This window comes from Methylobacterium goesingense, assembly GCF_022179225.1.
In the GTDB taxonomy this organism is placed as follows: Bacteria; Pseudomonadota; Alphaproteobacteria; order Rhizobiales; family Beijerinckiaceae; genus Methylobacterium; species Methylobacterium goesingense.
In genome coordinates this window covers 33,036-54,051 of the sequence record NZ_BPQL01000122.1, presented here as the reverse complement: position 1 = coordinate 54,051, position 21,016 = coordinate 33,036, and the positions used below count along the sequence as shown (strand labels likewise).

General features: G+C 70.8%; 25 protein-coding genes. 15 read left to right on the top strand and 10 right to left on the bottom strand.

The genetic code is table 11. The annotated features are described in order from the left end of the window. On the top strand, window positions 1–653 hold a 653-nt coding region (locus MFF30_RS19815; RefSeq protein WP_238281405.1), incomplete at its 5' end, for a UDP-N-acetylglucosamine 1-carboxyvinyltransferase. A gap of 43 nt (window positions 654–696) precedes the next feature. Here MFF30_RS19815 and MFF30_RS19810 read toward each other — a convergent pair. Beyond that, a complete protein-coding gene (locus MFF30_RS19810; RefSeq protein WP_238281403.1) occupies window positions 697–1,032 on the bottom strand; it encodes a hypothetical protein in 336 nt (111 codons plus the stop codon). A gap of 81 nt (window positions 1,033–1,113) precedes the next feature. Then, window positions 1,114–2,169: a glycosyltransferase family 2 protein gene (locus tag MFF30_RS19805; protein WP_238281418.1), complete on the bottom strand. Its 1,056-nt coding sequence runs from the start codon at window positions 2,167–2,169 to the stop codon at window positions 1,114–1,116. A gap of 289 nt (window positions 2,170–2,458) precedes the next feature. Between MFF30_RS19805 and MFF30_RS19800 the strand changes: the two genes are divergently transcribed. From MFF30_RS19800 to MFF30_RS19775, 6 genes are all read left to right on the top strand, one after another. Beyond that, entirely contained in the window at window positions 2,459–2,953 is a 495-nt protein-coding gene (locus MFF30_RS19800) for a DUF2948 family protein (RefSeq protein ID WP_238281401.1), read from the top strand. Next, on the top strand, window positions 2,953–4,248 hold the full coding sequence (gene hisD / locus MFF30_RS19795; protein WP_238281399.1) for a histidinol dehydrogenase: 1,296 nt from the start codon (window positions 2,953–2,955) through the stop codon (window positions 4,246–4,248). Before MFF30_RS19800 ends, hisD begins: the two co-directional genes overlap by 1 nt. A gap of 7 nt (window positions 4,249–4,255) precedes the next feature. Then, on the top strand, window positions 4,256–4,753 hold the full coding sequence (locus MFF30_RS19790; protein WP_238281397.1) for a UPF0262 family protein: 498 nt from the start codon (window positions 4,256–4,258) through the stop codon (window positions 4,751–4,753). A gap of 43 nt (window positions 4,754–4,796) precedes the next feature. Next, on the top strand, window positions 4,797–5,258 hold the full coding sequence (locus MFF30_RS19785) for an arsenate-mycothiol transferase ArsC (protein ID WP_238281395.1): 462 nt from the start codon (window positions 4,797–4,799) through the stop codon (window positions 5,256–5,258). 108 nt (window positions 5,259–5,366) lie between these two features. Then, window positions 5,367–6,083, top strand: coding sequence for a DUF433 domain-containing protein (locus tag MFF30_RS19780; protein WP_238281393.1), 717 nt, complete (start codon window positions 5,367–5,369; stop codon window positions 6,081–6,083). Next, a complete protein-coding gene (locus MFF30_RS19775; protein ID WP_238281390.1) occupies window positions 6,080–6,472 on the top strand; it encodes a PIN-like domain-containing protein in 393 nt (130 codons plus the stop codon). Before MFF30_RS19780 ends, MFF30_RS19775 begins: the two co-directional genes overlap by 4 nt. Window positions 6,473–6,511: 39 nt before the next feature. On the opposite strand, the gene MFF30_RS19770 is transcribed toward MFF30_RS19775, so the two are convergent. After that, entirely contained in the window at window positions 6,512–7,393 is an 882-nt protein-coding gene (locus MFF30_RS19770) for a C40 family peptidase (protein ID WP_238281388.1), read from the bottom strand. A gap of 248 nt (window positions 7,394–7,641) precedes the next feature. On the opposite strand from MFF30_RS19770, the gene MFF30_RS19765 reads away from it, so the two are divergent. Continuing rightward, window positions 7,642–8,007 (top strand): hypothetical protein, encoded by a 366-nt coding sequence (locus MFF30_RS19765; RefSeq protein ID WP_354465501.1) that lies wholly within the window; start codon window positions 7,642–7,644, stop codon window positions 8,005–8,007. A 40-nt stretch (window positions 8,008–8,047) separates the two neighbouring features. Here the strand turns inward: MFF30_RS19765 and MFF30_RS19760 are convergent, their stop codons facing one another. The 5 genes from MFF30_RS19760 to MFF30_RS19740 all read right to left on the bottom strand — a co-directional run bounded on the left by MFF30_RS19760 (window position 8,048) and on the right by MFF30_RS19740 (window position 12,369). Next, a complete protein-coding gene (locus MFF30_RS19760) occupies window positions 8,048–8,731 on the bottom strand; it encodes an SDR family oxidoreductase (RefSeq protein ID WP_238281384.1) in 684 nt (227 codons plus the stop codon). A gap of 142 nt (window positions 8,732–8,873) precedes the next feature. Beyond that, the gene (locus MFF30_RS19755; RefSeq protein ID WP_238281382.1) at window positions 8,874–9,590 is read right to left on the bottom strand and encodes an MgtC/SapB family protein; all 717 of its coding nucleotides are present in this window, start codon (window positions 9,588–9,590) and stop codon (window positions 8,874–8,876) included. Between the two features lie 51 nt (window positions 9,591–9,641). Continuing rightward, complete coding sequence (locus MFF30_RS19750) at window positions 9,642–10,343, bottom strand: orotate phosphoribosyltransferase (RefSeq protein ID WP_238281380.1); 702 nt, start codon at window positions 10,341–10,343, stop codon at window positions 9,642–9,644. A gap of 138 nt (window positions 10,344–10,481) precedes the next feature. Further along, entirely contained in the window at window positions 10,482–11,381 is a 900-nt protein-coding gene (locus MFF30_RS19745; RefSeq protein WP_238281376.1) for an alpha/beta fold hydrolase, read from the bottom strand. Window positions 11,382–11,511: 130 nt separating this feature from the next. Further along, complete coding sequence (locus MFF30_RS19740; RefSeq protein ID WP_238281374.1) at window positions 11,512–12,369, bottom strand: GIY-YIG nuclease family protein; 858 nt, start codon at window positions 12,367–12,369, stop codon at window positions 11,512–11,514. Between the two features lie 397 nt (window positions 12,370–12,766). Between MFF30_RS19740 and MFF30_RS19735 the strand changes: the two genes are divergently transcribed. From MFF30_RS19735 to MFF30_RS19705, 7 genes are all read left to right on the top strand, one after another. Continuing rightward, window positions 12,767–13,777, top strand: a complete 1,011-nt coding sequence (locus MFF30_RS19735; RefSeq protein ID WP_238281372.1) for an AAA family ATPase — start codon at window positions 12,767–12,769, stop codon at window positions 13,775–13,777. 70 nt (window positions 13,778–13,847) lie between these two features. Beyond that, the gene (locus MFF30_RS19730) at window positions 13,848–14,741 is read left to right on the top strand and encodes a DUF58 domain-containing protein (RefSeq protein ID WP_238281416.1); all 894 of its coding nucleotides are present in this window, start codon (window positions 13,848–13,850) and stop codon (window positions 14,739–14,741) included. Window positions 14,742–14,768: 27 nt separating this feature from the next. Then, on the top strand, window positions 14,769–15,227 hold the full coding sequence (locus tag MFF30_RS19725; protein WP_238281370.1) for a DUF4381 family protein: 459 nt from the start codon (window positions 14,769–14,771) through the stop codon (window positions 15,225–15,227). Window position 15,228: 1 nt separating this feature from the next. After that, complete coding sequence (locus MFF30_RS19720) at window positions 15,229–16,254, top strand: VWA domain-containing protein (protein WP_238281368.1); 1,026 nt, start codon at window positions 15,229–15,231, stop codon at window positions 16,252–16,254. Further along, window positions 16,251–17,192 carry a vWA domain-containing protein gene (locus MFF30_RS19715; protein WP_238281366.1) on the top strand — a complete coding sequence of 314 codons (942 nt, stop codon included), beginning with the start codon at window positions 16,251–16,253 and terminating at the stop codon, window positions 17,190–17,192. The genes MFF30_RS19720 and MFF30_RS19715 overlap by 4 nt, the downstream gene beginning before the upstream one ends. Continuing rightward, window positions 17,192–18,100: a tetratricopeptide repeat protein gene (locus tag MFF30_RS19710; RefSeq protein ID WP_238281364.1), complete on the top strand. Its 909-nt coding sequence runs from the start codon at window positions 17,192–17,194 to the stop codon at window positions 18,098–18,100. Before MFF30_RS19715 ends, MFF30_RS19710 begins: the two co-directional genes overlap by 1 nt. Then, window positions 18,094–19,410 carry a hypothetical protein gene (locus MFF30_RS19705; RefSeq protein ID WP_238281362.1) on the top strand — a complete coding sequence of 439 codons (1,317 nt, stop codon included), beginning with the start codon at window positions 18,094–18,096 and terminating at the stop codon, window positions 19,408–19,410. The genes MFF30_RS19710 and MFF30_RS19705 overlap by 7 nt, the downstream gene beginning before the upstream one ends. Before the next feature lie 6 nt (window positions 19,411–19,416). On the opposite strand, the gene MFF30_RS19700 is transcribed toward MFF30_RS19705, so the two are convergent. Together MFF30_RS19700 and MFF30_RS19695 are read right to left on the bottom strand one after the other, a co-directional pair. Further along, window positions 19,417–20,148 carry a tyrosine-protein phosphatase gene (locus MFF30_RS19700; RefSeq protein ID WP_238281360.1) on the bottom strand — a complete coding sequence of 244 codons (732 nt, stop codon included), beginning with the start codon at window positions 20,146–20,148 and terminating at the stop codon, window positions 19,417–19,419. A 14-nt stretch (window positions 20,149–20,162) separates the two neighbouring features. Next, window positions 20,163–20,945, bottom strand: coding sequence for a glycosyltransferase family 2 protein (locus tag MFF30_RS19695; protein ID WP_238281358.1), 783 nt, complete (start codon window positions 20,943–20,945; stop codon window positions 20,163–20,165). Window positions 20,946–21,016 lie beyond the last annotated feature (71 nt).

Below are 21,016 nucleotides of genomic sequence, written 5' to 3'. Positions count from 1 at the left end.
GCGCCCGCATCGAGGGCGCCGGCACGCCCCGCATCACGATCGAGGGCGTCTCGCGCCTGCACGGCGCCCGCCACGACGTGCTGCCTGACCGGATCGAGACCGGCACCTACGCCATGGCGGTGGCCATGACCGGCGGCGACGTCACCCTGGAGAACACCCGCGCCGACCTGCTGCATTCGGCCCTCGATATCCTCGCCACCACGGGCGCCGAGATCACGAGCGGCGTCGACACGATCCGCATCCGCCGCAACGGCGGCGGCATCGCCGCGGTCGATGTGACCACCGATCCATTCCCGGGCTTCCCCACCGACCTGCAGGCGCAGTTCATGGCGCTGATGACGCTCGCCAAGGGCCAGTCCAACATTCGCGAGACGATCTTCGAGAACCGCTTCATGCACGTGCAGGAGCTGGCCCGTCTCGGCGCCAAGATCCGGCTGGAGGGCGATCTCGCCATCGTCGAGGGCGTCGAGCGCCTCAAGGGCGCGCCCGTGATGGCCACGGACCTGCGGGCCTCCGTCTCCCTCGTCATCGCGGGTCTGGCGGCCGAGGGCGAGACCAGCATCAACCGGGTCTACCACCTCGACCGCGGCTTCGAGGCCCTGGAGGCCAAGCTCGCCCGCTGCGGCGCGGAAATCACCCGCGTCCGCAGCTGACGCGCGGGCTCTCCTCCCGGTCTGGGAGGAGAGCGAAGCTGGATCAGCCGCGGATCTCGCCGCGCTTGGGGCCGAAGCCGGGAATCATGCAGCGGCACTGCGAACCCCAGGGCTGCGGCTCGGTGATGCAGTTGCCGCGCTGCGTCAGGCAGAGGCGACCGAAGCGCTCGCCGTAGCCACGGCGGGGGCCGCGATCGTAGCGGTCCTCGAAGTCGCGGCGGCGCTCGTAGCGATCCTCCTCGTAGCGGCGCTCGAAGCGGCGGGGACGGTCGTCGTCGCCGTAATACTGGGCGCTGGCCTCGAAGGCGCCGAGGCCGGTGCCGAGGCTCGCCGCGGTGGCGAGCGCCAGGATGGCGTTTCTGATCGTGGTGCGCTGCATGGGATACTCCCCTCGATTGCTTCTGGCGGTCGCGCGAGATCTAGCGGCGGCGCCCTGAACGATCCCTGAGGAGCGCGCTCCTCAAGCGAGCAGGCGCGTCACGACGCGGACTACCGGGAGCACCACCCGGGCGAGGCGGATCTGGCCGGGCAGCTGCCGGGGTCCCAGGGGACGATGGACCAGGCGCGGGCTGGCGCGCTCGGCCTCGGCCACCGCATGGCCCGCGAGCGGATGGGCGACGATGCGGGCGATCGCGTCCGGCGGAATTCGCAGGGCCCGGGCCCAGCCGCGCTCGGTGCCGAGGCGGCCCGCCGCGTGCAGCCGGCGCAGGCGGCGGCGCCAGACGTAGCGGAACAGCGCCCGTGGCACCGGCTCGAGGCGGGCGTCACACAGGCTGTCGGGCTTCTCGCAACGCGCCCGGATGGTGTCGGCGACACCGCCCGGCGCCCGGCCCACGAGGCGCCCCGACACCGTGACGAGGATCGACGGATCGTGCCGGACGTGCAGTCCCTGCGCCAGCAGCAGCGCCACGAAGGCGCCGTCCTCGCCCAGCGCGATCGCGGGCATGCCGCCCACCGCCCGGTAGGCCGCGACGCTGACGCTCAAGGTGGCGCCGATGGTGGTGCGATGGCAGGGCCAGGGATCGTGCGGATCGGGGTCGATGCGCGCCTCGGCCTCGGTGAGGAGGTCGCTGTAGATGTCCTCCCGATCGCCGCGCCAGTGCAGGGAGGGCGGCAGCAGGGCGCGCTCCTCCGGATCGAGCTGGATGCGTCCGGCCACCGCGTCGGCGCCCCGGTCGAGGGCCGCCCGGTTGCGCGCGACCCAGTCGGGCGGAACCCGGCTGTCGGCATCGGTCGAGAGGATCATGCCGTCCTCGCCGAGCCACTCGGCCGCCCGGTTCATCGCCTCGCGCCGGGCCCAGCCCGCATGGGCGCCGGCATAGGTGACGTGGGCGACGCGGACCGGCACCGACATCCCCGGCACGAGGTCGGCGACGATGGCTTCGGTGGCGTCGGTACAGTTGTTGAGGAACAGCACCACGCCGAGGCTCCCCGGCGGGATGCCGGTCTGGGCATCGATCGCATGCAGGCAGGCGGCGATGCGCTCGGCCTCGTTGCGCACGGGGATCGCGACCACCGCACGGACCGCGACGGCGGCCTCGGGTGGCGGACAGACCTCGCCGGGAAGGGACCCGGGAAGGGACAGGGATGCGGTCGACACGTCACGGCTCCGTTCGCCGGCCAAGGTCCGGCGCAGCGTCGCGTCCGTAGCAGGTTAGCCGAGCGGGACAATGGCGGCGCGCGAATCCGCGAAGTCCACCCGCCTGTTGCCGTGAGCGGGCCGTCTCGCTACCTACGGCTCCCAGACCGCGAACGGCTGAGCCCGCATCCGGGCCGACCCACCGACAGGAGCGCGACACCCGATCATGGAGCTTCTCAGGCTCGCCGCCCTCGACGCCGAAGACCTGGGCGTCATCTCCGCCCATCTGCAGGATGCGATCCTGAAGGCGAGCGACCTTGCCTATCTCGGGGGCCAGCACCGCTTCGTCCTGGTGGCGCGCCGCTTCGACTGGTCGGCGGAGGAAGGGGCGCCGCCGCGCCGCCGCCTCACCGGCATGCATTTCGACCGGGTGCTGCGGGTGCGCAGCCGTGGCATCCGCCCGGGGACGGAGTCCGATTCGCCCCTCGAACTCCTCGCCATCACCTTCGAGCCCACCGAGGCCCCCTCCGGCACCGCCACCCTGGTCTTCGCCGGTGGCGCGGCGATTCAGCTCGACCTCGAATGCATCGAGGTGCAGCTCAAGGATCTCGGGCCGGTCTGGGAGGTGGAGGGTCGGCCCGACCACGAGGCCGTGGCGGCCGGCCGCGCCGCGATCGCGGGAAACCTCTCCGAGGGAAACACCGGCAAGGGAACAGCCTGATGGTCCGCCTCGATTCCCGCGACGAAGACTTCGCCGCCGCCTTCACGCGCCTGCTCAGCGTCAAGCGCGAGATCTCGGAGGATGTCGACGAGACCGTGCGGGGCATCATCGCCGGCGTGGTCGCGGGCGGCGACGCGGCGCTGGTCGACTACACCCGCCGCTTCGACCGGTTCGGCGAGGATTTCACCGTCGCATCCCTGCGGGTGACCCCGGCCGAGATCGAGGCCGCCGTCGCGGCCTGCCCGGCGGATGCCCTGGAGGCGCTGCGCTTCGCGGCCGGACGCATCGAGGCGTTCCACGCCGCCCAGGTGCCGGGCGACCACATGGCCACCGACAGCCTGGGCGTCACGGCCGGCTGGCGCTGGACGGCGCTGGAATCCGTCGGCCTCTACGTGCCCGGTGGAACCGCGAGCTATCCCTCCTCGGTGCTGATGAACGCCATTCCGGCCCGCGTCGCCGGAGTGCCGCGCGTCGTCATGGTGGTGCCGATGCCGGAAGGCACGATGAACCCGCTGGTGCTCGCCGCCGCGCAGCTCGCCGGCGTCGACGAGGTCTATCGGGTCGGGGGCGCCCAGGCGGTGGCGGCACTCGCCTACGGCACCGACACGATCGCGCCAGTGGCCAAGATCGTCGGTCCGGGCAATGCCTGGGTGGCGGCGGCCAAGCGCCGGGTCTTCGGGCAGGTCGGCATCGACATGATCGCCGGCCCCTCCGAGGTGCTGATCCTGGCCGACGCCCACGCCAATCCCGACTGGGTGGCGGCCGACCTCCTGGCCCAGGCCGAGCACGACGCCGCGGCCCAGTCGATCCTGATCACCGATTCCGCGAGGCTCGCCGACGACGTGGCGCAAGCGGTGGAGCGCGCGCTGGCCACCCTGCCCCGGGCCGAGATCGCCCGGGCGAGCTGGCGCGACTACGGCGCCATCGTGGTGGTGCGCGACTTCGACGAGGCGGTGCCGCTCGTCGACCGCCTCGCCCCGGAACACCTGGAGATCGAGACCGCCGACGCGGAGGCGTTGGCCGCCAAGGTGCGCAACGCGGGGGCGATCTTCCTCGGCTCGCACACGCCGGAGGCCATCGGCGACTATGTCGGCGGCCCCAACCACGTCCTGCCCACCGCCCGCTCGGCGCGGTTCTCCTCCGGGCTCGGCGTGCTCGACTTCATGAAGCGCACCACGATCCTGCGCTGTGACCCGGCGGCCCTGCGGGCCCTGGGACCCTCGGCCATCGCGCTCGGACGGTCGGAGGGCCTGGAGGGCCACGCCCGCTCGGTGGCGATCCGCCTGAACCTGTGAGGGCCTGATGTCCGGCGCGGCCAAATCGAGCGAGCCCAAATCCCCCCACCGCCTCACGGTGGTGACCCTCGACGAGGAATCGATCGGGCGGGGCAACCCGGACCAGGAGCACGAGCGCGCCATCGCGATCTTCGACATCCTGGAGGACAACAGCTTCACGGTACCCGGCCGCGAGGGCCCCTACGCCCTCACCCTCGGGCTCGTGGAGAGCAAGCTCGCCTTCGTCATCAAGCGGGAGGACGGTGAGGCGGTGATGACCCACCTCCTGTCGCTGACCCCGTTCCGCCGGGTGATCCGCGACTACGAGATGATCTGCGAGAGCTACTACAACGCCATCCGCACCGCCTCGCCGACCCAGATCGAGGCGATCGACATGGGACGGCGAGGCCTGCACAACGAGGCCTCCGACCTGCTGCGCCAGCGTCTTGAGGGCAAGGTCGACCTCGACCACGACACCGCGCGGCGCCTCTTCACCCTGGTCTTCGCCTTGCACTGGAAGGCTTAGAGTCGCGACCCCTCCCGCAGCGCGAGGCTGAGAAGAAGACCGGATGGCGGATCCGACCGGCCCGAAGAAAACGCGCGTGCAGTCGGTCCTGTTCATGTGCAACTTCAACGCCGTGCGCTCGCTCGCGGCGGAGGCGGTCGCGCGCCACTATTTCGGCAAGTCGATCTACGTGCAGTCGGCCGGGGTGCGCTCCGGCGAGCCGGCCGACCCGTTCATGGTGGCGGCCCTCGACGAGATCGGCATCGACGCGGCGCGCCATAAGCCGCGCACCCTCGCCCAACTCGAGGAGTGGGAGGGCCTGAACTTCGACCTCATCGTCACCCTGGCGCCGGAGGCCCATCACGCCGCCCTGGAGCTGACCCGCACCAACGCGGTCGAGGTCGAGTACTGGCCGACGCCCGATCCGACCATCATCCAGGACGGCACCCGGGAGCAGCGCCTCGACGCCTACCGCGATGTGCGCGACGGGCTGGTCTACCGGATCAAGATGCGGCTGAAGGGCTGAGCCGCGACGACGCACAATGGCCGGTGGTCGGGACTGCGCATTCCATACGGCGATGATCCATGCGGATTCCCGTAGCGGCGCCTGGCTCGGACGCGTACGGTCGATGTGATGCTGGAGCGCGTGAAATCAACGGCTGCGCCTGACGCGCCCCCTCTGGGGATCGGATACTACACCGTTCCCGAGGCGGCACGGCTCATCCGCATGCCGAGGGTCAACATCCAGCGCTGGCTCGGCGGCTACGCGTTCACATCAGGTGGCAAGCCTGGCCGTATGCCACCGCTCTGGGCTCCCGAGTTGCCGTCAACCGATGCGTATCTGGAACTCGGCTTCCGAGATCTTATCGAGCTTCGCTTCGTCCACGCATTCGTTGAGGCAGGACTCGATCTGCGGATCATCCGGAGTTGCCTGGAGCAGGCGCGCGCGGCTGTTCAGGACCCACGGCCGTTCTCCACCCGGCGATTTCGGACGGACGGCCGCACGATCTTTCTCGACACCCTGAAGGCGACCGGCGAGACCGAACTTCTGGACCTGAAGCGAGGCCAGTTCGTCATCCGATCCGTCATCGAGCGGACGTTCAGGGATCTGGATCTCGACGATGCCGTTGTCGCTCGGTGGCGACCGTTCGGCGGCAAGGACACCATTGTCATCGACCCGCAGCGGTCATTCGGGCAGCCGATCGCCGCTGAATCCGGTGTTCCGACGATCGCCCTGGCCGAAGCCGTGGTGGCGGAAAGATCGGTGGACCGTGTGGCGCGCCTCTACGAGGTCTCGCCCGCAGTGGTTCGCGACGCCGTTCGCTTCGAAGAATCCCTGCGGGCCGCGTGAAGTTCGTCGTCGACGAAAACCTTCCGCCTGCCCTCGCCCGCGCCCTGCACGCCCTGTTCGCCGGTGAGCACGACATCATCCACATTCGGGACCGCTACGGGTCCGGCGTGAAGGACCTTCAGTGGATACCGGAACTCGGCCACGAGGGACGCTGGGTCGTTCTCTCGGCCGATCGCAGGATCAGGAAAACGCGGGCCGAGTTTCAGGCATTCCGAACATCCCGCCTCGTGGGTTTCTTCCTGTCGGCAGGGCTTAACAAGGCTCCCCTGGTCAAGAAGGCAGAGCGCATCCTGGCCCTCTGGGACGACATCGTGACCTTCGGCGAGCGCAGCGCAGCAGGCTCGATGTACGAGTTGCCGCCGACGAGCAATCGGATTCGGACGCTTTGAAAGCGGCCGGCGCGGAAACGAACAGCGATCGGTGAGAACTCAAACCCGAATCTGCGCTTCCGAGATAAGCCGCCGGATCGACGTCACCGGGCCGTAGCTCTTCTCCTGGATGCGGGCGACGGCCTCGCGCAAGGGCTCCACCGCCACCGCCATGTGGTGGCCGTTGGCGTGGATCAGGCGGGTTGCGTCGAGCATCAGTCCGACATGGCCGCGCCAGAACACGACATCGCCGCGTCGCAAACCGTCGAAGTCCAGGGGCAGGGCCTCGCCGAGCCCGCGCTCCTGCTGGTCCGCATCCCGCGGCGCCGCGATCCCGGCCTGCGCGAGGCAGAGTTGGAGAAGCCCGGAGCAGTCGAGGCCGAGGCTGGTGCGCCCACCCCAGAGATAGGGGGTGCCGACGAGGCGCTCGGCCGTGGCCGCGTAATCGGGCTCGACTGCCGCGAGGGGCGCGCAATGGCCGGCGAAGACGTAGCCGCCGCTCGCGAGCCGGAGATAGTCGCCGACGGTCTCCGTCACGCGGATGCGGGCGCCCAGGGTCAGCCAGCCGCTGGCGGGTTGCTTCAGGTCGGGGCCGGGATAGAGGAAACTGCGCAGGGCCGTGACGCGGTGCGTCGGCGCCACGGCAAGGCCGAGGGCCGCCTCGGGCAGGTAGCCGACATAGCCGTCATGGGCGAACTGGACGAAGACGAAGCCCTCCTCGGCGCCGTAGGCGGTCACCGTGTCGCCCATCACCGCCTCGGTCTCGAGACCGGCATCGAAGCGGGGCGTCCGGCGCAACGGCGCGGCGGGCACGACGACGGAGCGTTCCTCACCCACGACGTAGCGGTCGGCCTCGACATGGCCGCGCAGGCGCGCATCGGCGATCTCGGGCCGGGCCGGAACGAGTCGGGGATCGGAGAGATCGAAGGGACAAGCCTGCATGGCTCCGACTATCCGCCCCTGGCGACCCGATCGCAACAGGCTGCGCAGGCCCGCGACGCGCGCGGCATTTCGACGCTCGAATCTGCCCAATCCACCGGCAGAGCGCTTCTCGCTCATGCAGGTCTCTTCGCGGGCCTGCCCGCGAGCCTGATTGAAAATCCATCACGCCACCGCGATGCATCCGACGCGTGGGTCGCCCGCGAATGTGTGCGCTGCACAAACCACCGAATCGCGCCTATGTTCGGGCGATGCCCCATGCGAGTCGCGCCGTGAAGAAGACCTCGAAATCCTTCCAGGATCTCCCGCCGATCCGTGTGCGGCGCGAGCCCCCGACCATCCCCGAGGCCGTCGCCGCGGCCCAGGACCTCGCCGACGACATCGAGCAGCAGGTCGAGATCGCCGCTGGCCTCATCGGCCTGCCGCCGGATGCGGTGCGCGAACACGTCGTCGCCGCCGCCAAGGCCAAGCCCGAGCGCCCTTCCGAGCGAATGCCGGAGCGCATCCTCACCGCCGCCAGCCCGAGCCGGGCGCCCCGCACGGTCATCGTCGAACGCCGGACCCGGCCGCCGGTGATCGTCGAGCGGCGCGGACGCCCGCCGATCGGGCGCCCTTGACCCGAGGGCCGGATCTGGTCCGGCCCCGGGTTTCCAAACCTCACCAGTCCAACGTCTTGCCCGTGTAGTCGAGATAAGCCGTTCCGGTTCGTCCGAACCGGCCCTCGATGACCTCCACCATGCCGGTCACGCTGGTGGCGACGTCGATATCGGCATCGGCCCCGCCCATCTCGGTGCGGACCCAGCCCGGATGCAGCACCAGCACGCCGAAGCCGGCCTCGCGGTGGCGGATCTCGAAGCTGCGTACCAGGGTGTTGAGGGCGGCCTTGCTCGCCCGGTAGGTTTCCCAGCCGCCGGACTCGTTCAGGGCGACGCTGCCGAGGATCGAACTCATGAAGGCGACGAGGCCGTTCGGCGCGAGCCGGTCGAGGAAGGTCTCGGCGAAGCGCACCGGGCTCACCGCGTTGGTGAGATAGACCTGGGCGGCGACCTCGCGCGGCACCCGGTGCAGCGGCTCGTGGGCCTGCGTCGCCACCCCGGCTACCACGAAGATCAGGTCGAAGCTCTGGCCAGCCAGGCGGTCGTGCAGGCCGGTCACCGCGTGGTCGTCGTCGATGTCGGCCGTCTCGACCGTCAGGGCATCGGAACTCAGCGCGGCGAGGCCCGGGGAGGCCGAGCGCTGGGTCGCGGTCACCCGCCAACCGCGCTGCAGGAAGGTCTCGACGAGGCCGAGCCCGAGGCCGCGCGAGGCCCCCACGACGAGGGCGTTCTTCTGGGCTGTCATGCTGATCCGTATCCTCGGTTGGCGAAAGGGCCGGCCACCCGGAGGCAGCGCCGCCCATCCCTTGAGGAGGAGGTGTACGGAAGAGCGGGTCCGGCAATCCGCGCTGCTTTCGCCGAGGTGCGCCGGCGCACCCGCGCATCCCTCAATCCGCCGTCTGCACCGACCAGGTCGCGTGCTCGATCCCGGGCATCCGCGCCAGGGCCGCCACCACGGCGTCGAGCTCGGCGCCGGCCACGGCCGTCGCCACCAGGGTCGCCACCACCTCGACGGTGCCCTCGCCGCGCTCCACCACTTCGATGCCGCCGACGGGGTACTGCGCCGCCTCCAGGCGCTCGACCAGAAGGTCGCGGGTGGGGCCGGCGGCCTCCGCCTGCACCGTCACCTGCACCTCGTAAGTCGCCTCGGTCTGGCTCTCGTCGATGGGCGCGCGGTTGATGGCGTTGACGAGGGGTCGCAGCAGGGTGTTGCCGGCGAGCACCGCCGCCGTGACGAAGGCCGCCTCCAGGGGCAGGTCGGCCCCCGCGAAGGCGCCGACGGCCGCCGAGCACCAGAGAGTCGCGGCGGTGTTGAGACCGCGCACGTTCATGCCCTCCTTCATGATCACGCCGGCGCCGAGGAAGCCGACGCCCGAGATCACGTAGGCCACGGTGCTCACCGCCCCGCGGGAACCTTCCAACCGCATGCCGAGGTCGACGAAGGCGGCCGCGCCCACCGCCACGAGGACGTTGGTGCGCAGGCCCGCCGTACGCTGGCGGTACTGGCGCTCGGCCCCGATCAGGGTGCCGAGCGCGAAGGCGACGAGGAGGCTGACCGCCGAGTTGACGGCTTCGGGCAGCGGCCCGGACAGGAAGGGGATCATCGCCCTGCCGTGACGCCGTCCCGTGACGGGACCATGACGGTGCGAGCCGGATCAGGCCTGCGGGTAATCGGAAATGCCGCCATGCGCCGCCGACCACTTGGCGGGCTCGTGCAGGAAGCTCTCGACCTCGGCCAGGACTTTCGGGTCGAAGTGGCCGCTCTCCTTGGCGACGTTGAGCACGTCCCACCAGGTGGTGAGGTAGTGGAGCTGGATGCCGAGGTCGGCCATGAGTTCGCGGCTGTTGGGGAAGATGTCGTAGAAGAACATCACGAAGCAGTGGTCGACCTGGGCGCCGGCATCGCGCAGGGCCTTGCAGAACAGCGCCTTGCTGCGCCCGTCGGTGGCCAGATCCTCCACCAGCAGCGTGCGAGCGCCCTCCACCACCTCGCCCTCGATCTGGGCGTTGCGGCCAAAACCCTTGGCCTTCTTGCGCACGTACTGCATCGGCAGCATCAGCCGGTCGGAGATCCAGGCCGCGAAGGGGATGCCCGCCGTCTCGCCGCCGGCGACATGGGTGATCGACTCGTAGCCGATGTCGCGCACGATGGTGGCGGCGGCGAAGTCGTTGAGCGTCGAGCGCAGGCGCGGATAGGAGATGATCTTGCGGCAGTCGATGTAGACCGGGCTCGCCCAGCCCGAGGTGAAGGTGAAGGGCTTGTCCTGGTAGAAATGCACCGCCTTGATCTCGAGAAGCATCTTGGCCGCCTCGCGGGCGATCACGGCGCGGTCGATCGGCAGGAAGGAAGTCGTCATGCGCGGGTTCGCTCTCGTGCGGGCGGCGGGCGCGGGCTTCCGTTTCCGGAAGGGGCCTCGCGTCCGTCTGAAGGGAGGGTTCTCCTTCCCGCCAACCGTCCGGGGCGTCAACCCTGGGACTCTCCCGGCACGCGGCCCTCAGGCCAGGAAGGTCCGCAGCGCCGCCAGGGTCGCTTCGGCGTTCTCCTCGGCGAGGAAATGGCCGGACGTGACCTCGGCGGCGACGGCCTTCGGCGCGAAGGTGCGCTGCCAGGCGGCCAGCGGCGTCTCCGTGCTGCGGTCGAGATAGCTGTCGCCGGTGAGGATCAGCGTCGGGCAGGTCAGTTCGCGCCCGGCGGCGAGGTCCGCGAGGTCGGCCTCGCGGTCGCGGGTGGCTCCCGCGCGGTAATCCTCGCAGAAGGCGTGGATGCGCTCGGGCACGTTCCAGGCCTGCCGGTAGAGGTGCAGGGCCGCGGGCGCGAAGACCTTGAGAGATTTGTCCCCGCTCCAGTCGCGCAGGAGCCCCTCGAAATAGGTGTCCGCGTCGCGGCCGATGGCCTGCTCGGGCCCCGGCGCGGCCTCGGCCAGGAAGTTCCAGTGCGAGGGCTTGCGCGGGTTGGCCTCGATCCGCTCCCACTGGACCAGGGTCGGCAGGATGTCGAGGAGGGCGAGCCGGGCGATCCGCCCCGGCTCGTCGAGGGCGAGGCGGTAGCCGACGCGGGCGCCCCGGTCGTGCCCGACGAGGGCGAAGTGGACGTGGCCGAGCGATTCCATCACCGCCACCACCTCGGCCGCCAGCGTCCGCTTGGCATAGGCCTCGTGGCGCGGGTCGCCTTTCGGCGCGGCCGACCAGCCGTAGCCCTTGAGGTCGAGGCAGACCACGCGGTGACGCTCGGCCAGCGCCGGCGCGATCCGGTGCCAGCAGGCATGGCTCTGGGGAAAGCCGTGGAGGAGGAGCACCGGACTTGCCTCCTCCGGTCCGCCGACGCGGGCGAAGAAGCGCCCGGCCGGAATGTCGATCCAGCGGGCTGCGAAATCAGGGAAGAGATCGGTGGTCACGAGCGGCGCCTCCGGCAGGGGCCGGGGGAACGCGCGGGGCGTAGCGCCGGTTCGCGGTAGGGTGAAGTCTTGATGAACACGAACCTTTCGATAGAGGCGGGCCAATTTGCAAAGTGCAACGTCAAGCTTATCAAGTCTGTTCTACCCCCTCAGGCGGCAAAGCGGTCTGTGGCTGACGATTAAGGCCCATCGTTCGGCTTTGAATTTTGCGCATCCATTCGTTTTCAATTCGAACAATATCTGCTTCTGATTCAAACCCGGCGGCTACCTGTAGAATTGCAACCTGATAATCTGGTGCTGCGTGAGCTTGTAGACCCACCGCCGCACCACCAATCGCGGCATGTTGAAGCCAACGTTGGTGAAAACCGCCGGTCCCAGCTGCCGATCCAACGTAGTGCTCCCCCGAGTCTGCTGATGTTAAGACATACACACCCTTTGCTTCTCGTAGACGTTCAATCCAAACCGAAGGTAGACTTGATACATCACTAAGTCTACAACGGAACAGAAAATGCCCTGGGTATGGCTCGTCTTGAAAAGCAATGCGTATCTCGCGAACAGCCTTATTTTGCCTGTGAGCCAATTGGACCCACGCCAGAGCCCCAAGGCCCCATTCGATTGATAAGCGGCCTCTAAACTCTGAAAGTTGTTCACATATTTCCATTTCATAAAGGTGATAACCTTCGAGATTTGCGCCCGTTACGGGATCTAAAAATCCCTCTGGTGCAACTCCAAGAGCGGTCACGTCGTATAATCCCACAAACAGCGTTTCACCCGCTGGCGACCTTACAAAACTCGCGACTTTGCGCCCAACCTCAAATCGGTCCTGCCCTTGAACGTTCTGATATTGCTCAAATGCTGCGACGTTCTCGCGCCAAAGACGATAGGGCGATCGGATCACATTCGCTGCGTTGGTGTGATGGCGGACCAAGCGAACCGTATTGGGCTCGACCCCGGCCTCAACAAGCAGAGAGTTGAACATGATTGGCATGGTGTAACTCCTCAAATGCTTCGCCTACCACAGATTGTTCATATTGCGGGAGGCATACTTTTGATACGCAATTGCCAGATTGCACGAGTTGATGTGCGGTCCTTCGATGAAATGGCATCGACCAGGGCGAACAGCGCTCTCGCCGGTGGGCGGCTGGCATCAAAACATTGCCGTCAGCCCGCAAAAAAGTGTCCGGGCAAAATGTCCGGCCGCGCGCCCTGCGGCCTCACGGATGCCGCCTCGGGATTGACGCCCGGCCCGCGCAGCGGGCACACCCAACCACCGTGGATCGCTCAAGAATCCGCACCGAAAAAATTCACGAGGAGACGCGCATGGACCGGCCCACCGTTCCTGCCCCGCAGGCGACCCGCACGGCCCGCGTGACGGGTATCTCCGCATGAGCGGCGCGGTCCTTGCCGAACGGCCGGCGACCAGCGCTCAGCCCGTCGATGCCGCCCTGCGCGGGCGCATCCTCGCGCTCCGCGACGGCCTTCTGCACGGGCTCATCGGCGCCGACGCCATGGTCGAGCGCCTCCTCATTGGTCTCCTCACCGGTGGCCACCTCCTCATCGAGGGTGCGCCCGGTCTCGCCAAGACCCGCGCGGTCAAGCGCCTCTCGGACGGGCTCGACGGCAGCTTCGCCCGCATCCAGTGCACCCCCGACCTGATGCCCGCCGATCTCACCGGCACCACCGTGTGGCGCCAGGATGCCGGCGACTTCGAGTTCCTGCCTGGTCCCCTGTTCCATTCCCTCGTCCTCGTCGACGAGGTGAACCGCGCGCCGCCGAAGGTGCAGTCGGCCCTGCTCGAGGCCATGGCGGAGGGGCAGATCACGGTCTCGGGCCACACCCATGCCCTGCCCGACCCATTCATGGTGGTGGCCACCCAGAACCCGATCGAGCACGCGGGCACCTTCCCGCTGCCGGAGGCACAGCTCGACCGCTTCCTCCTCCACGTCCTGGTGGAGATGCCCGACGAGGCCGCCGAGCGCCGCATCCTCGACCTCGTGGAGGGCGAGCTCAACCACCACGCCGAGGCGATGCCGGTGCGGCTCTCCGTGGAGGAGATCCGCGCCGCCCGCGAGGCGGCCCTCGGCGTCTACGTCTCACCGGCGCTCAAGGATTATCTCGTGCGGCTGGTGGCCGGCACCCGCACCGATGCGGCGGCTCCGGATCTGCGCGCCGCCATCGAGCACCCGGCTTCCCCGCGCGGCACCCTGGCGCTGATGGTCGCCGGCAAGGCCCGGGCCTACCTGCGCGGCCGCGACCACGTCATCCCCGAGGACGTGGCGGAGCTCGCCCCGGACGCGCTGGCCCACCGCATCGGCCTGACTTGGCGCGCCGCCGCCGAGGGCCAGACGGCGCGGGGCATCATCCGCGGCCTCGTCCAGCGGGTGCGGGCGCTCTGAGCGGATCATGACCGTGCCGAGCCCGGCCCAAGCCGCAGCCGCAGTCGCCCTGCCGGACACCGACCCGCTGATGGCGCCGGGCATCCACCTCTCCGGCGAGGCGCTGATGGGCCTGCGCCACCTCGCCCGGCGCGGAACCGGCCCGGCCACCCGGACGCTGGCGGGCCTGCCCGGCGGGATCGTGACGCGGCGGCGCGGACGCGGCTCCGAGCCGGACGACGTGCGCCTCTGGTCGGAGGGCGACGACCGCCGGCACATCGACCGCAACGCCACCGCCCGCACCGGCATCCTGCACGTCCGCACCCACCACGACGAGCGCGACCGCGCCGTGGTGCTCCTCGCCGACGTCAGACCCTCGATGCTGTTCGGCACCCGCCGCGCCCTGCGCTCGGTGGCGGCGGCCGAGGCATTGGTCCTGCTCGGCTGGCGCATCGTCGGCGACGGCGGCCGCATCGGCCTCGTGGCGGCGGGGGCTGGCGAGCCCGTGGTGGTGCGCCCGGCCGGCGGCGAGCGGGCGATGACCGCCCTCACGGGCGCCCTGGCGCTGGCCCACGCCCGGGCGCTGGCCGACGACACCCGCGCGGACCCGCCCCTCGCGCCCGCCCTGACCCTGGCCCAGAGCCTGCTGCCCTCGGGCGGCCACCTCGTCATCGGCAGCGCCCTCGACGCGCCGGGGGAGGATTTCGACCCGCTCCTGACGATCATGGCCGAGCGCCTGTCGATCCGCCTCGTGCTCGTGAGCGACGCCTTCGAGCGCGCCCGGCCGCCGGGCTTCTACCCCTTCGCCACGCCGGACGGCCGGCGCGGCACCGTGCAGGCGAGCCGGGCCGACCGGACATCCTCGGGCACCGATGCCCGCCTCGTCGCCTATGCCCAGCGCGGCATCGTGGGCCTGCGCCTCGACGTCGAAGCCGGTCCGGAAGCCTACGCGCCGCTGATGGAGCGCCTCGATGCGATGCTGTAGGGCGCCCATCCGCCAGGGAGGGGCCCGGTGACGCCCGACGCCCCGGCCGGCCTCGACCAGCTGCGCGGCCTGCACCTGCCCGCCGAGACGGGCGGGGCCCAGGGCGCGGTCATGCTCGCCATCGCGCTCGGCTTCACCGCGGCCCTGGCCCTCGGCCTGATGCGCTGGCTGCGGGCGCGCCGGCGCGGCTCCGTCCGGCGCGCGGCCCTGGCCGATCTCGCCGCCGCCAACGCCCTGCCGCCGGAGCGCCGCCGGGTGGCGCAGGCGCAGCTCCTGCGCCGCCTCGCCCGCACCCTCCAGGGCGACGCGGCGGCGGATGCGCAGGGGACAGCCTGGGCCGCCACCCTCGACCGGCTCTTCGCCACCACCTTCTTCACCGCCGGCGCGGGCCGGATCTTCGCCGAGGGGCTCTATCAGCGCGGCGCGCCCGAGCCCGGGCCGGTGGACGCCGAACTGGCGCGGCTCTTCGCCCGGATCGGGGCCTGACATGCTGACGGGTTTAGTACCCCACTGGCTCACCGCCCTCGTCTCGGCCTTCGACCTCGCGAGCCCCTACGCCCTGTTGCTCCTGCCCCTGCCGCTCCTGGCGGCCCGGCTGATGCCGCCCGAACGGGTCGGGGCGAGCGGCGCCCTGCGGGTGCCGCCCTCCCTGGTGGCCGAGGCCGCCCGGGGCGACAGCGTGGCGGCGCGCGGGCGCGGCCGCGCCATCCTGGTCTGGACGTTGTGGGCGGCCCTGGTGGTCGCCCTGGCGGGGCCACGCCTCGTCCTGCCGGCCACCGCCCTGCCGGCCTCGGGCCGCGAGATCATGCTGGTGATGGATCTCTCCGGCTCGATGGAGCGGCGCGACTTCGCCCTCGACGGCCAGACCGTGAACCGGCTCGCCGCGGTCAAGCGGGTCGGCACAGACTTCATCCGCCGCCGGGCCGGCGACCGCATCGGCCTCGTCATCTTCGCCAACGAATCCTACGTGGCCGCGAGCCCGAGCTTCGACACCGCCACCGTCGCCCGCGCCCTCGACGAGGCCACCATCGGCCTCGTTGGCCGCTCCACCGGCATCGGCGACGGTCTCGGCCTCGCCCTCAGGCGTCTGACCCCGGCCGGGCCGGAGGCCGAGGGCGCGCCGCCCGCCACCGCCAAGGTGGTGATCCTGATGACCGACGGCGCCAACAATGCCGGCCAGACCACGCCCCGGGACGTGGCCGGCCTCGCCAAGGAGCTCGGCGTCCGCGTCCACACCATCGCGCTGGGCCCCCGCGACCTCTCCAACGCCGAGGGCGAGCAGGACGTGGTCGACACCGAGACGCTGCGGGACATCGCGGACCTCACGGGCGGCCGTATGTTTCGCGTGAAAACCACCGAGGATCTCGTCGCCATGGCCAACGCCATCGACGAGATCGAGGGCGGACGCGCCAAGGCGCCGCCGGTGCCGCTGCGGAAAGACCTCTGGCCCTGGCCCGCCGCCCTCGCCTTCCTGGCCGCGGCCGGCCTCCTCGCGTCGCGGCGGACCGCATGAGCCTCCTCGACACATTCCTCGGGACCTGCGCTATCCTGCGGCCCTGGTGGCTGGTGGCGATTCCCCTCGTGGCCGCCCTGGCGCTGCGCGCCGCCTGGCGCTCGGCACCGCTCGGCGACTGGACCCGGGCCGTCGATCCCGGCCTGATGGCGCTGCTCGCCCGGCGCGGGGCGGTGCTGGGCGGCAGGCGCCAGGCGAACCTCGCCGCGGCGATCGCGGCCGGGCTCGTCGCCCTGGCCCTCACCGGCCCGGCGGTGGAGCGCCCGGACGCCGCCACCTTCCGCAACCTCGACGCCACCGTGGTGGTGGTCGACCTGTCGCGCTCCATCGCGGAGGGCGGGCACCTGAAGGACGTGCGCCAGGTGGCGCAGGGCGTGGCCGAGGCCGCCGGCACCCGCAGCGTCGCCGTGGTGGTCTATGCCGGAGACAGCTACCTCGCCGCCCCGCCCACCACCGACCGGGACGCCCTCGCCTCGACCCTCTTCGCCCTCGACGGCGACACCGTGCCGGACCGTGGCACCCATCCCGAGCGCGGTCTCGCGCTGGCCCGCCGCACCCTGGAGGAGGCCGGCGTGATCGCGGGCGACGTGGTTCTCGTCACCGACGGCGACGGCATCGGCGACGCGGCCTTGCGCGAGGCCACCGCGATCCGGGCCAAGGGCTGGCATCTGCACGGGCTCTTCGTGCCCGCCGGGCCCGGCCTGCCGGCGGGCTCGCCCAAGCCAGACCGGGGCGCCCTCGAGCGCCTGACCGACGCGGGCGCGGGCCGCTTCGCCCTCCTCGACAGCCCCGCCCCGGTCCTCGACGCGGTCGGCGCCAGCACCGCCCAGCACCTTGCCGCCGGGGGCTATACCGTGCTGGCCTTCGCCGATCTCGGGCGCTGGCTCGTGCTGCTGGCCCTGCTGCCGGCCCTCGTCCTGTTCCGCAGGAGCGCCTGATGGCGATCGGTTCGTTGTCCGCCCGCCTGCCCGTGCTCCCCCGCGGATGGACCCGCTGGGCGCGCCTGGGCGCCCTCGGGCTCGCGGGCGCGGGCATCCTCGGCCTCACCGCCACGGCGCAGCCGCGCACCAGCCTCGGCCGTGCCCTGATGGGGGCCGGGCTGCCCGGGGCCGCCGCCTGGGTGCTCGACGATCCGGCTTGGCGCGGCCCGGCCCTCTACCAGGCCGGGCGCTACACGGAAGCCGCCGCCCTGTTCCGCAACGGCGGCCGGCGCAACGCCTACAACCTCGGAAACGCGCTCGCGAAATCCGGCGACCTGCAGGGGGCGCTCGACGCCTACGACGCCGCGCTCCAGTACAATCCGCGCGATGCCGACGCACAGGCCAACCGCTCGCTGATCGCCCGCCTCGTGGACGAGGGCGCCGGCGATCCCGGCAAGGGCGGCGGCGTGGCCAACGCCACCGCCACGGTGGGCGCGCGCTACAACAAGACTTCGAACCAGGACCCCAACGACGATACCCAGGCCACCTCCAGCGGCGAGGGCCTGGCCGGCAACAAGGAGGGCGGCACCACCTCCTCGACGCCCGGCAATAGCAAGGTGGCCCGGCGCGGCAAGGCCGAGCAGGTCTCGGTGGATTCCGGCAAGGGCGAGGCGCGCGGCTCGGCCAGTGACGCGGCGGGCCGTGGCCGCACGGGGGCGGGCTCCGCCATGGTCGCGGCGGCGCCCGAGCGCGAGGTGCGCCGGGTGACGAAGAGCTTCGAGGCCCACGAGATCCGCCCCGACCGCCTCTGGCTGCAGACCCTGCCGGACGATCCCGGACGCTATCTCAAGCTGCGCCTGAAGGCGGAGCATGCGGCCCGCGTCGAGGCCGGCACGGCGGTGCCCGGTGGGAGCAATCCATGGTGAGCGTTCGGTCCGCGTTTCGGCATCGGCGTGGCGTCCTCGCGGCCGGCCTCGCCTTCGTCCTCCTCGCCCCCCTCCCCCTCCGCGCCGAGATCGGCCCCGGCGACCTCACCCTCACGGTGACGCCGGAGCGCAACGGCAACGCCGATCCGTTCTCCCGCGAGATGGTGCTGCTGCGCATCCACGGGGTCTACCGCCAGCCGATCCTGCTGGAGGAGGTGATCCAGCCGTCGCTGGCCAATTTCAGCTGGACCCAGCTCGGCCGCGACGCCTGGTCGAAGACCCGCCTGCCAGACGGGCAGGTCGCCATCGCCTTCGACCGCGTGGTGGCGATCTTCCCGCACCATCCGGGCGACTTCACCATCGATCCCTTCCTGCACCGCCTCACCGTCAACGACGGCGGCAAGCGGGTCGTGGTCGACGTGCCGTCCGCCCCGGTGACCCTGCCCGTCGCCACCTGGACGAAGCCGGTGGGCGGGCCGGACGCCAAGGAGCCCTGGTGGCTGCCGGCCAAGGACGTGACGATCACGGATTCCTGGAGCCCCGACCCCGAGACGGTGAAGCTCGGCGAGACCACCCGGCGCATCGTCACCCTGGAGGCGCAGGGCATGGTCGCCGAGGGACTGCCGCCGCGGCCCGTGATGCGCACGCGCGGCATCCTCACCTTCGCCGGGCCGGTCACCCGCGAGACCCTGATCACCCCCTCGGGACCCGTGGCCCGCGTGACCTACCAATGGGACGTGCGTCCCGCAATCGAGGAGATCATCCCCCTCGACGCGATCGTCATCCCGTGGTTCGACACCGTCTCGCGCACCCTGCGCGAGGCCGAGATCCCCGCCCGCCAGATCGGCGGTGGACTGCCCGACCGGGACGACGAGGCGAAACCCGTCCTCGCGGCCTCCCCGGTCGTCGTCGCCTCCGCCGCCCTGACGGCCTTCGGCCTCGGTCTCGCCCTGCTCGGCTTCGGCTCCGGGGGCACCGGGCGCCGGCGCCTCGACGCACGCACCCGGCGCGCCCTGCGCCGGGCCGCCACGGCGCGCGACCCCCGCGCCTTTCGCGCCGCGCTCGCACCCGCCCTCCAGGGAGACCCGGACCTCGCGCGGGCCTGGCGCGGGCAGCCCGGCATCGCCGCCGGACTCGATGCCCTCGACCGGTCGCTCTTCGCGCCCGGTGCCGGGGAGACGCAGGGTCCGGGCCCCGATCTCGCCGGGCTCGCGGCGGGACTGTCGCGGCCCGTCAGGATGCCGACGACGGCCGCTCATCCGCCGGATCGCCTCGCCCCCCTCGACGGTCCCGCCGCCCCGCGCCGGTGAGGGCGGCTATTCCCGCCGCAGGAGTCGGTCGACGATGAGGTTCGACCAGCGCCGGTCCTTCATGGAGGCTTCGAGGGCGGCGGGGTCGTAGCGGGTTCGGACCCAGTCCTCGAAGCCGATGGGCGCCTGGGCGGCCGCGTCGAGATAGGCCCTGAAGAACTGTCCCAGGATGCCGGTCTTGGCCTGCCGGACATGGCCGTAGCGCAGCGCGAGCTGGCGCATGGCCCGGGCGGGCGGCACCTGCTCCTGGAACACGAGGTAGAGGGCGGCGGCGAGGCCCGCGCGGTCGGCGCCGGACTTGCAGTGGATCAGGGCCGGATACTGGATCGTCTCGAAGATCCCCTTGAGTTCGAGGATGGTTTGGGGCTCGGGCGCCGCGCGGGAGCGCAGGGTGATGGTCCGGAGGTCGAGGCCCAGGGCCCGGCAGCGCTCCTGCGCCAGCGGCCAAGAGCCGTATTCCGGCTCGCCGCGCAGGCAGACGAGCGTCCGGATGCCGTCCCGGGCCATGCGGGTGATCTGGTGGGGGGCGGGCTGGCCTGAGCGCCAGAGGCGGCCGGCGCCGACCCGGTGCCGGTTGAGGTAGACCAGCCGGAACAGGCCGTGATCCCGGAGGAGCATGTTCGCCCAGGCCCGCAAGCGGTCGCCGCGCCCGGCGATGGGCCGCTCCCAGCGGGCGATCCGGGCCAGACGCTCCACGTTGCGGCGCTCGTAGTCCCGGCCTCGACCCCATCGCGGCATGATCCGGCCGATCCTCAGCGCGTCCGTTCCTTGGGGAAGTGCAGGATCGCCAGGCGATAGGTCCGCAGCATGGCGATGGTGATGGCCACGATAAACCCGTACACGCCGCCGGTGACGTGCCGCTTCATGAAATAGTACTTGAAGAAGACCAGCAGCGGCTCGAAGGCGATCCGCACGGGGGTCAAAGGCGATTTCTTCTTAATTTCCCCGGTCTGCAACCGATAATAGAGAATATTCTTTTCTACCAGATGTGCGATCGAGCGGATCGACTGGTGAAAGATCGGCGCACGGATCCGGCCCTTGTGGGCGGCCGGGATCTTCACCTCGTCGAAGACGGCGCTGTCGGGGAAACGGCAGCGGGTCCGGTCATAGAGGCGGACATAGGTGTGGTAGTCGGCGAAAGGGCGCGGCCGCGCATCGCCGGGATAGACCTGGGTGATCCTGAACTCGAAGCCGTGGAGGTCCTCGCGGATCGGCGCTGAAAGCAGGCGCGACAGCTCTGCGCGGGTCGCCTCGGTGAGCCATTCGTCCGCGTCGAGATTGAGGATCCAATCGTGGCTCGCCATCGTCTCGGCGAAGCGCTTCTGCTGGCCGTAGCCTTCCCAATCGCGGTGGAGGCAGGTCGCGCCGAAATCCCGGCAGATCTCTAGGGTTCCGTCGGTGCTTCCGGAATCGACCACGATGATCTCGGAGACGAGGCCCCGCACGCTCTCGAGGCAGCGCAGGATGCGGTCGGCCTCGTTCTTCGTGATGATCGTGCACGTAACGGGTCGTCGTAGGGCCGGATCAGGCTTCACCTGGGGATCTTCCCGTCGCTGGTCCCGGGCTTCGTAGCGGCGGGACCGGCGTTTCACAACTCGCCCGGTAT

Coding starts and splice junctions, on each gene's coding strand:
- MFF30_RS19810 (WP_238281403.1), bottom strand. CDS start 1,032: ATGCAGCGCACCACGATCAGAAACGCCATCCTGGCGCTCGCCACCGCG.
- MFF30_RS19800 (WP_238281401.1), top strand. CDS start 2,459: ATGGAGCTTCTCAGGCTCGCCGCCCTCGACGCCGAAGACCTGGGCGTC.
- hisD (WP_238281399.1), top strand. CDS start 2,953: ATGGTCCGCCTCGATTCCCGCGACGAAGACTTCGCCGCCGCCTTCACG.
- MFF30_RS19790 (WP_238281397.1), top strand. CDS start 4,256: ATGTCCGGCGCGGCCAAATCGAGCGAGCCCAAATCCCCCCACCGCCTC.
- MFF30_RS19785 (WP_238281395.1), top strand. CDS start 4,797: ATGGCGGATCCGACCGGCCCGAAGAAAACGCGCGTGCAGTCGGTCCTG.
- MFF30_RS19780 (WP_238281393.1), top strand. CDS start 5,367: ATGCTGGAGCGCGTGAAATCAACGGCTGCGCCTGACGCGCCCCCTCTG.
- MFF30_RS19770 (WP_238281388.1), bottom strand. CDS start 7,393: ATGCAGGCTTGTCCCTTCGATCTCTCCGATCCCCGACTCGTTCCGGCC.
- MFF30_RS19765 (WP_354465501.1), top strand. CDS start 7,642: ATGCCCCATGCGAGTCGCGCCGTGAAGAAGACCTCGAAATCCTTCCAG.
- MFF30_RS19760 (WP_238281384.1), bottom strand. CDS start 8,731: ATGACAGCCCAGAAGAACGCCCTCGTCGTGGGGGCCTCGCGCGGCCTC.
- MFF30_RS19755 (WP_238281382.1), bottom strand. CDS start 9,590: ATGATCCCCTTCCTGTCCGGGCCGCTGCCCGAAGCCGTCAACTCGGCG.
- MFF30_RS19750 (WP_238281380.1), bottom strand. CDS start 10,343: ATGACGACTTCCTTCCTGCCGATCGACCGCGCCGTGATCGCCCGCGAG.
- MFF30_RS19740 (WP_238281374.1), bottom strand. CDS start 12,369: ATGCCAATCATGTTCAACTCTCTGCTTGTTGAGGCCGGGGTCGAGCCC.
- MFF30_RS19735 (WP_238281372.1), top strand. CDS start 12,767: ATGAGCGGCGCGGTCCTTGCCGAACGGCCGGCGACCAGCGCTCAGCCC.
- MFF30_RS19730 (WP_238281416.1), top strand. CDS start 13,848: ATGGCGCCGGGCATCCACCTCTCCGGCGAGGCGCTGATGGGCCTGCGC.
- MFF30_RS19720 (WP_238281368.1), top strand. CDS start 15,229: ATGCTGACGGGTTTAGTACCCCACTGGCTCACCGCCCTCGTCTCGGCC.
- MFF30_RS19715 (WP_238281366.1), top strand. CDS start 16,251: ATGAGCCTCCTCGACACATTCCTCGGGACCTGCGCTATCCTGCGGCCC.
- MFF30_RS19710 (WP_238281364.1), top strand. CDS start 17,192: ATGGCGATCGGTTCGTTGTCCGCCCGCCTGCCCGTGCTCCCCCGCGGA.
- MFF30_RS19705 (WP_238281362.1), top strand. CDS start 18,094: ATGGTGAGCGTTCGGTCCGCGTTTCGGCATCGGCGTGGCGTCCTCGCG.
- MFF30_RS19700 (WP_238281360.1), bottom strand. CDS start 20,148: ATGCCGCGATGGGGTCGAGGCCGGGACTACGAGCGCCGCAACGTGGAG.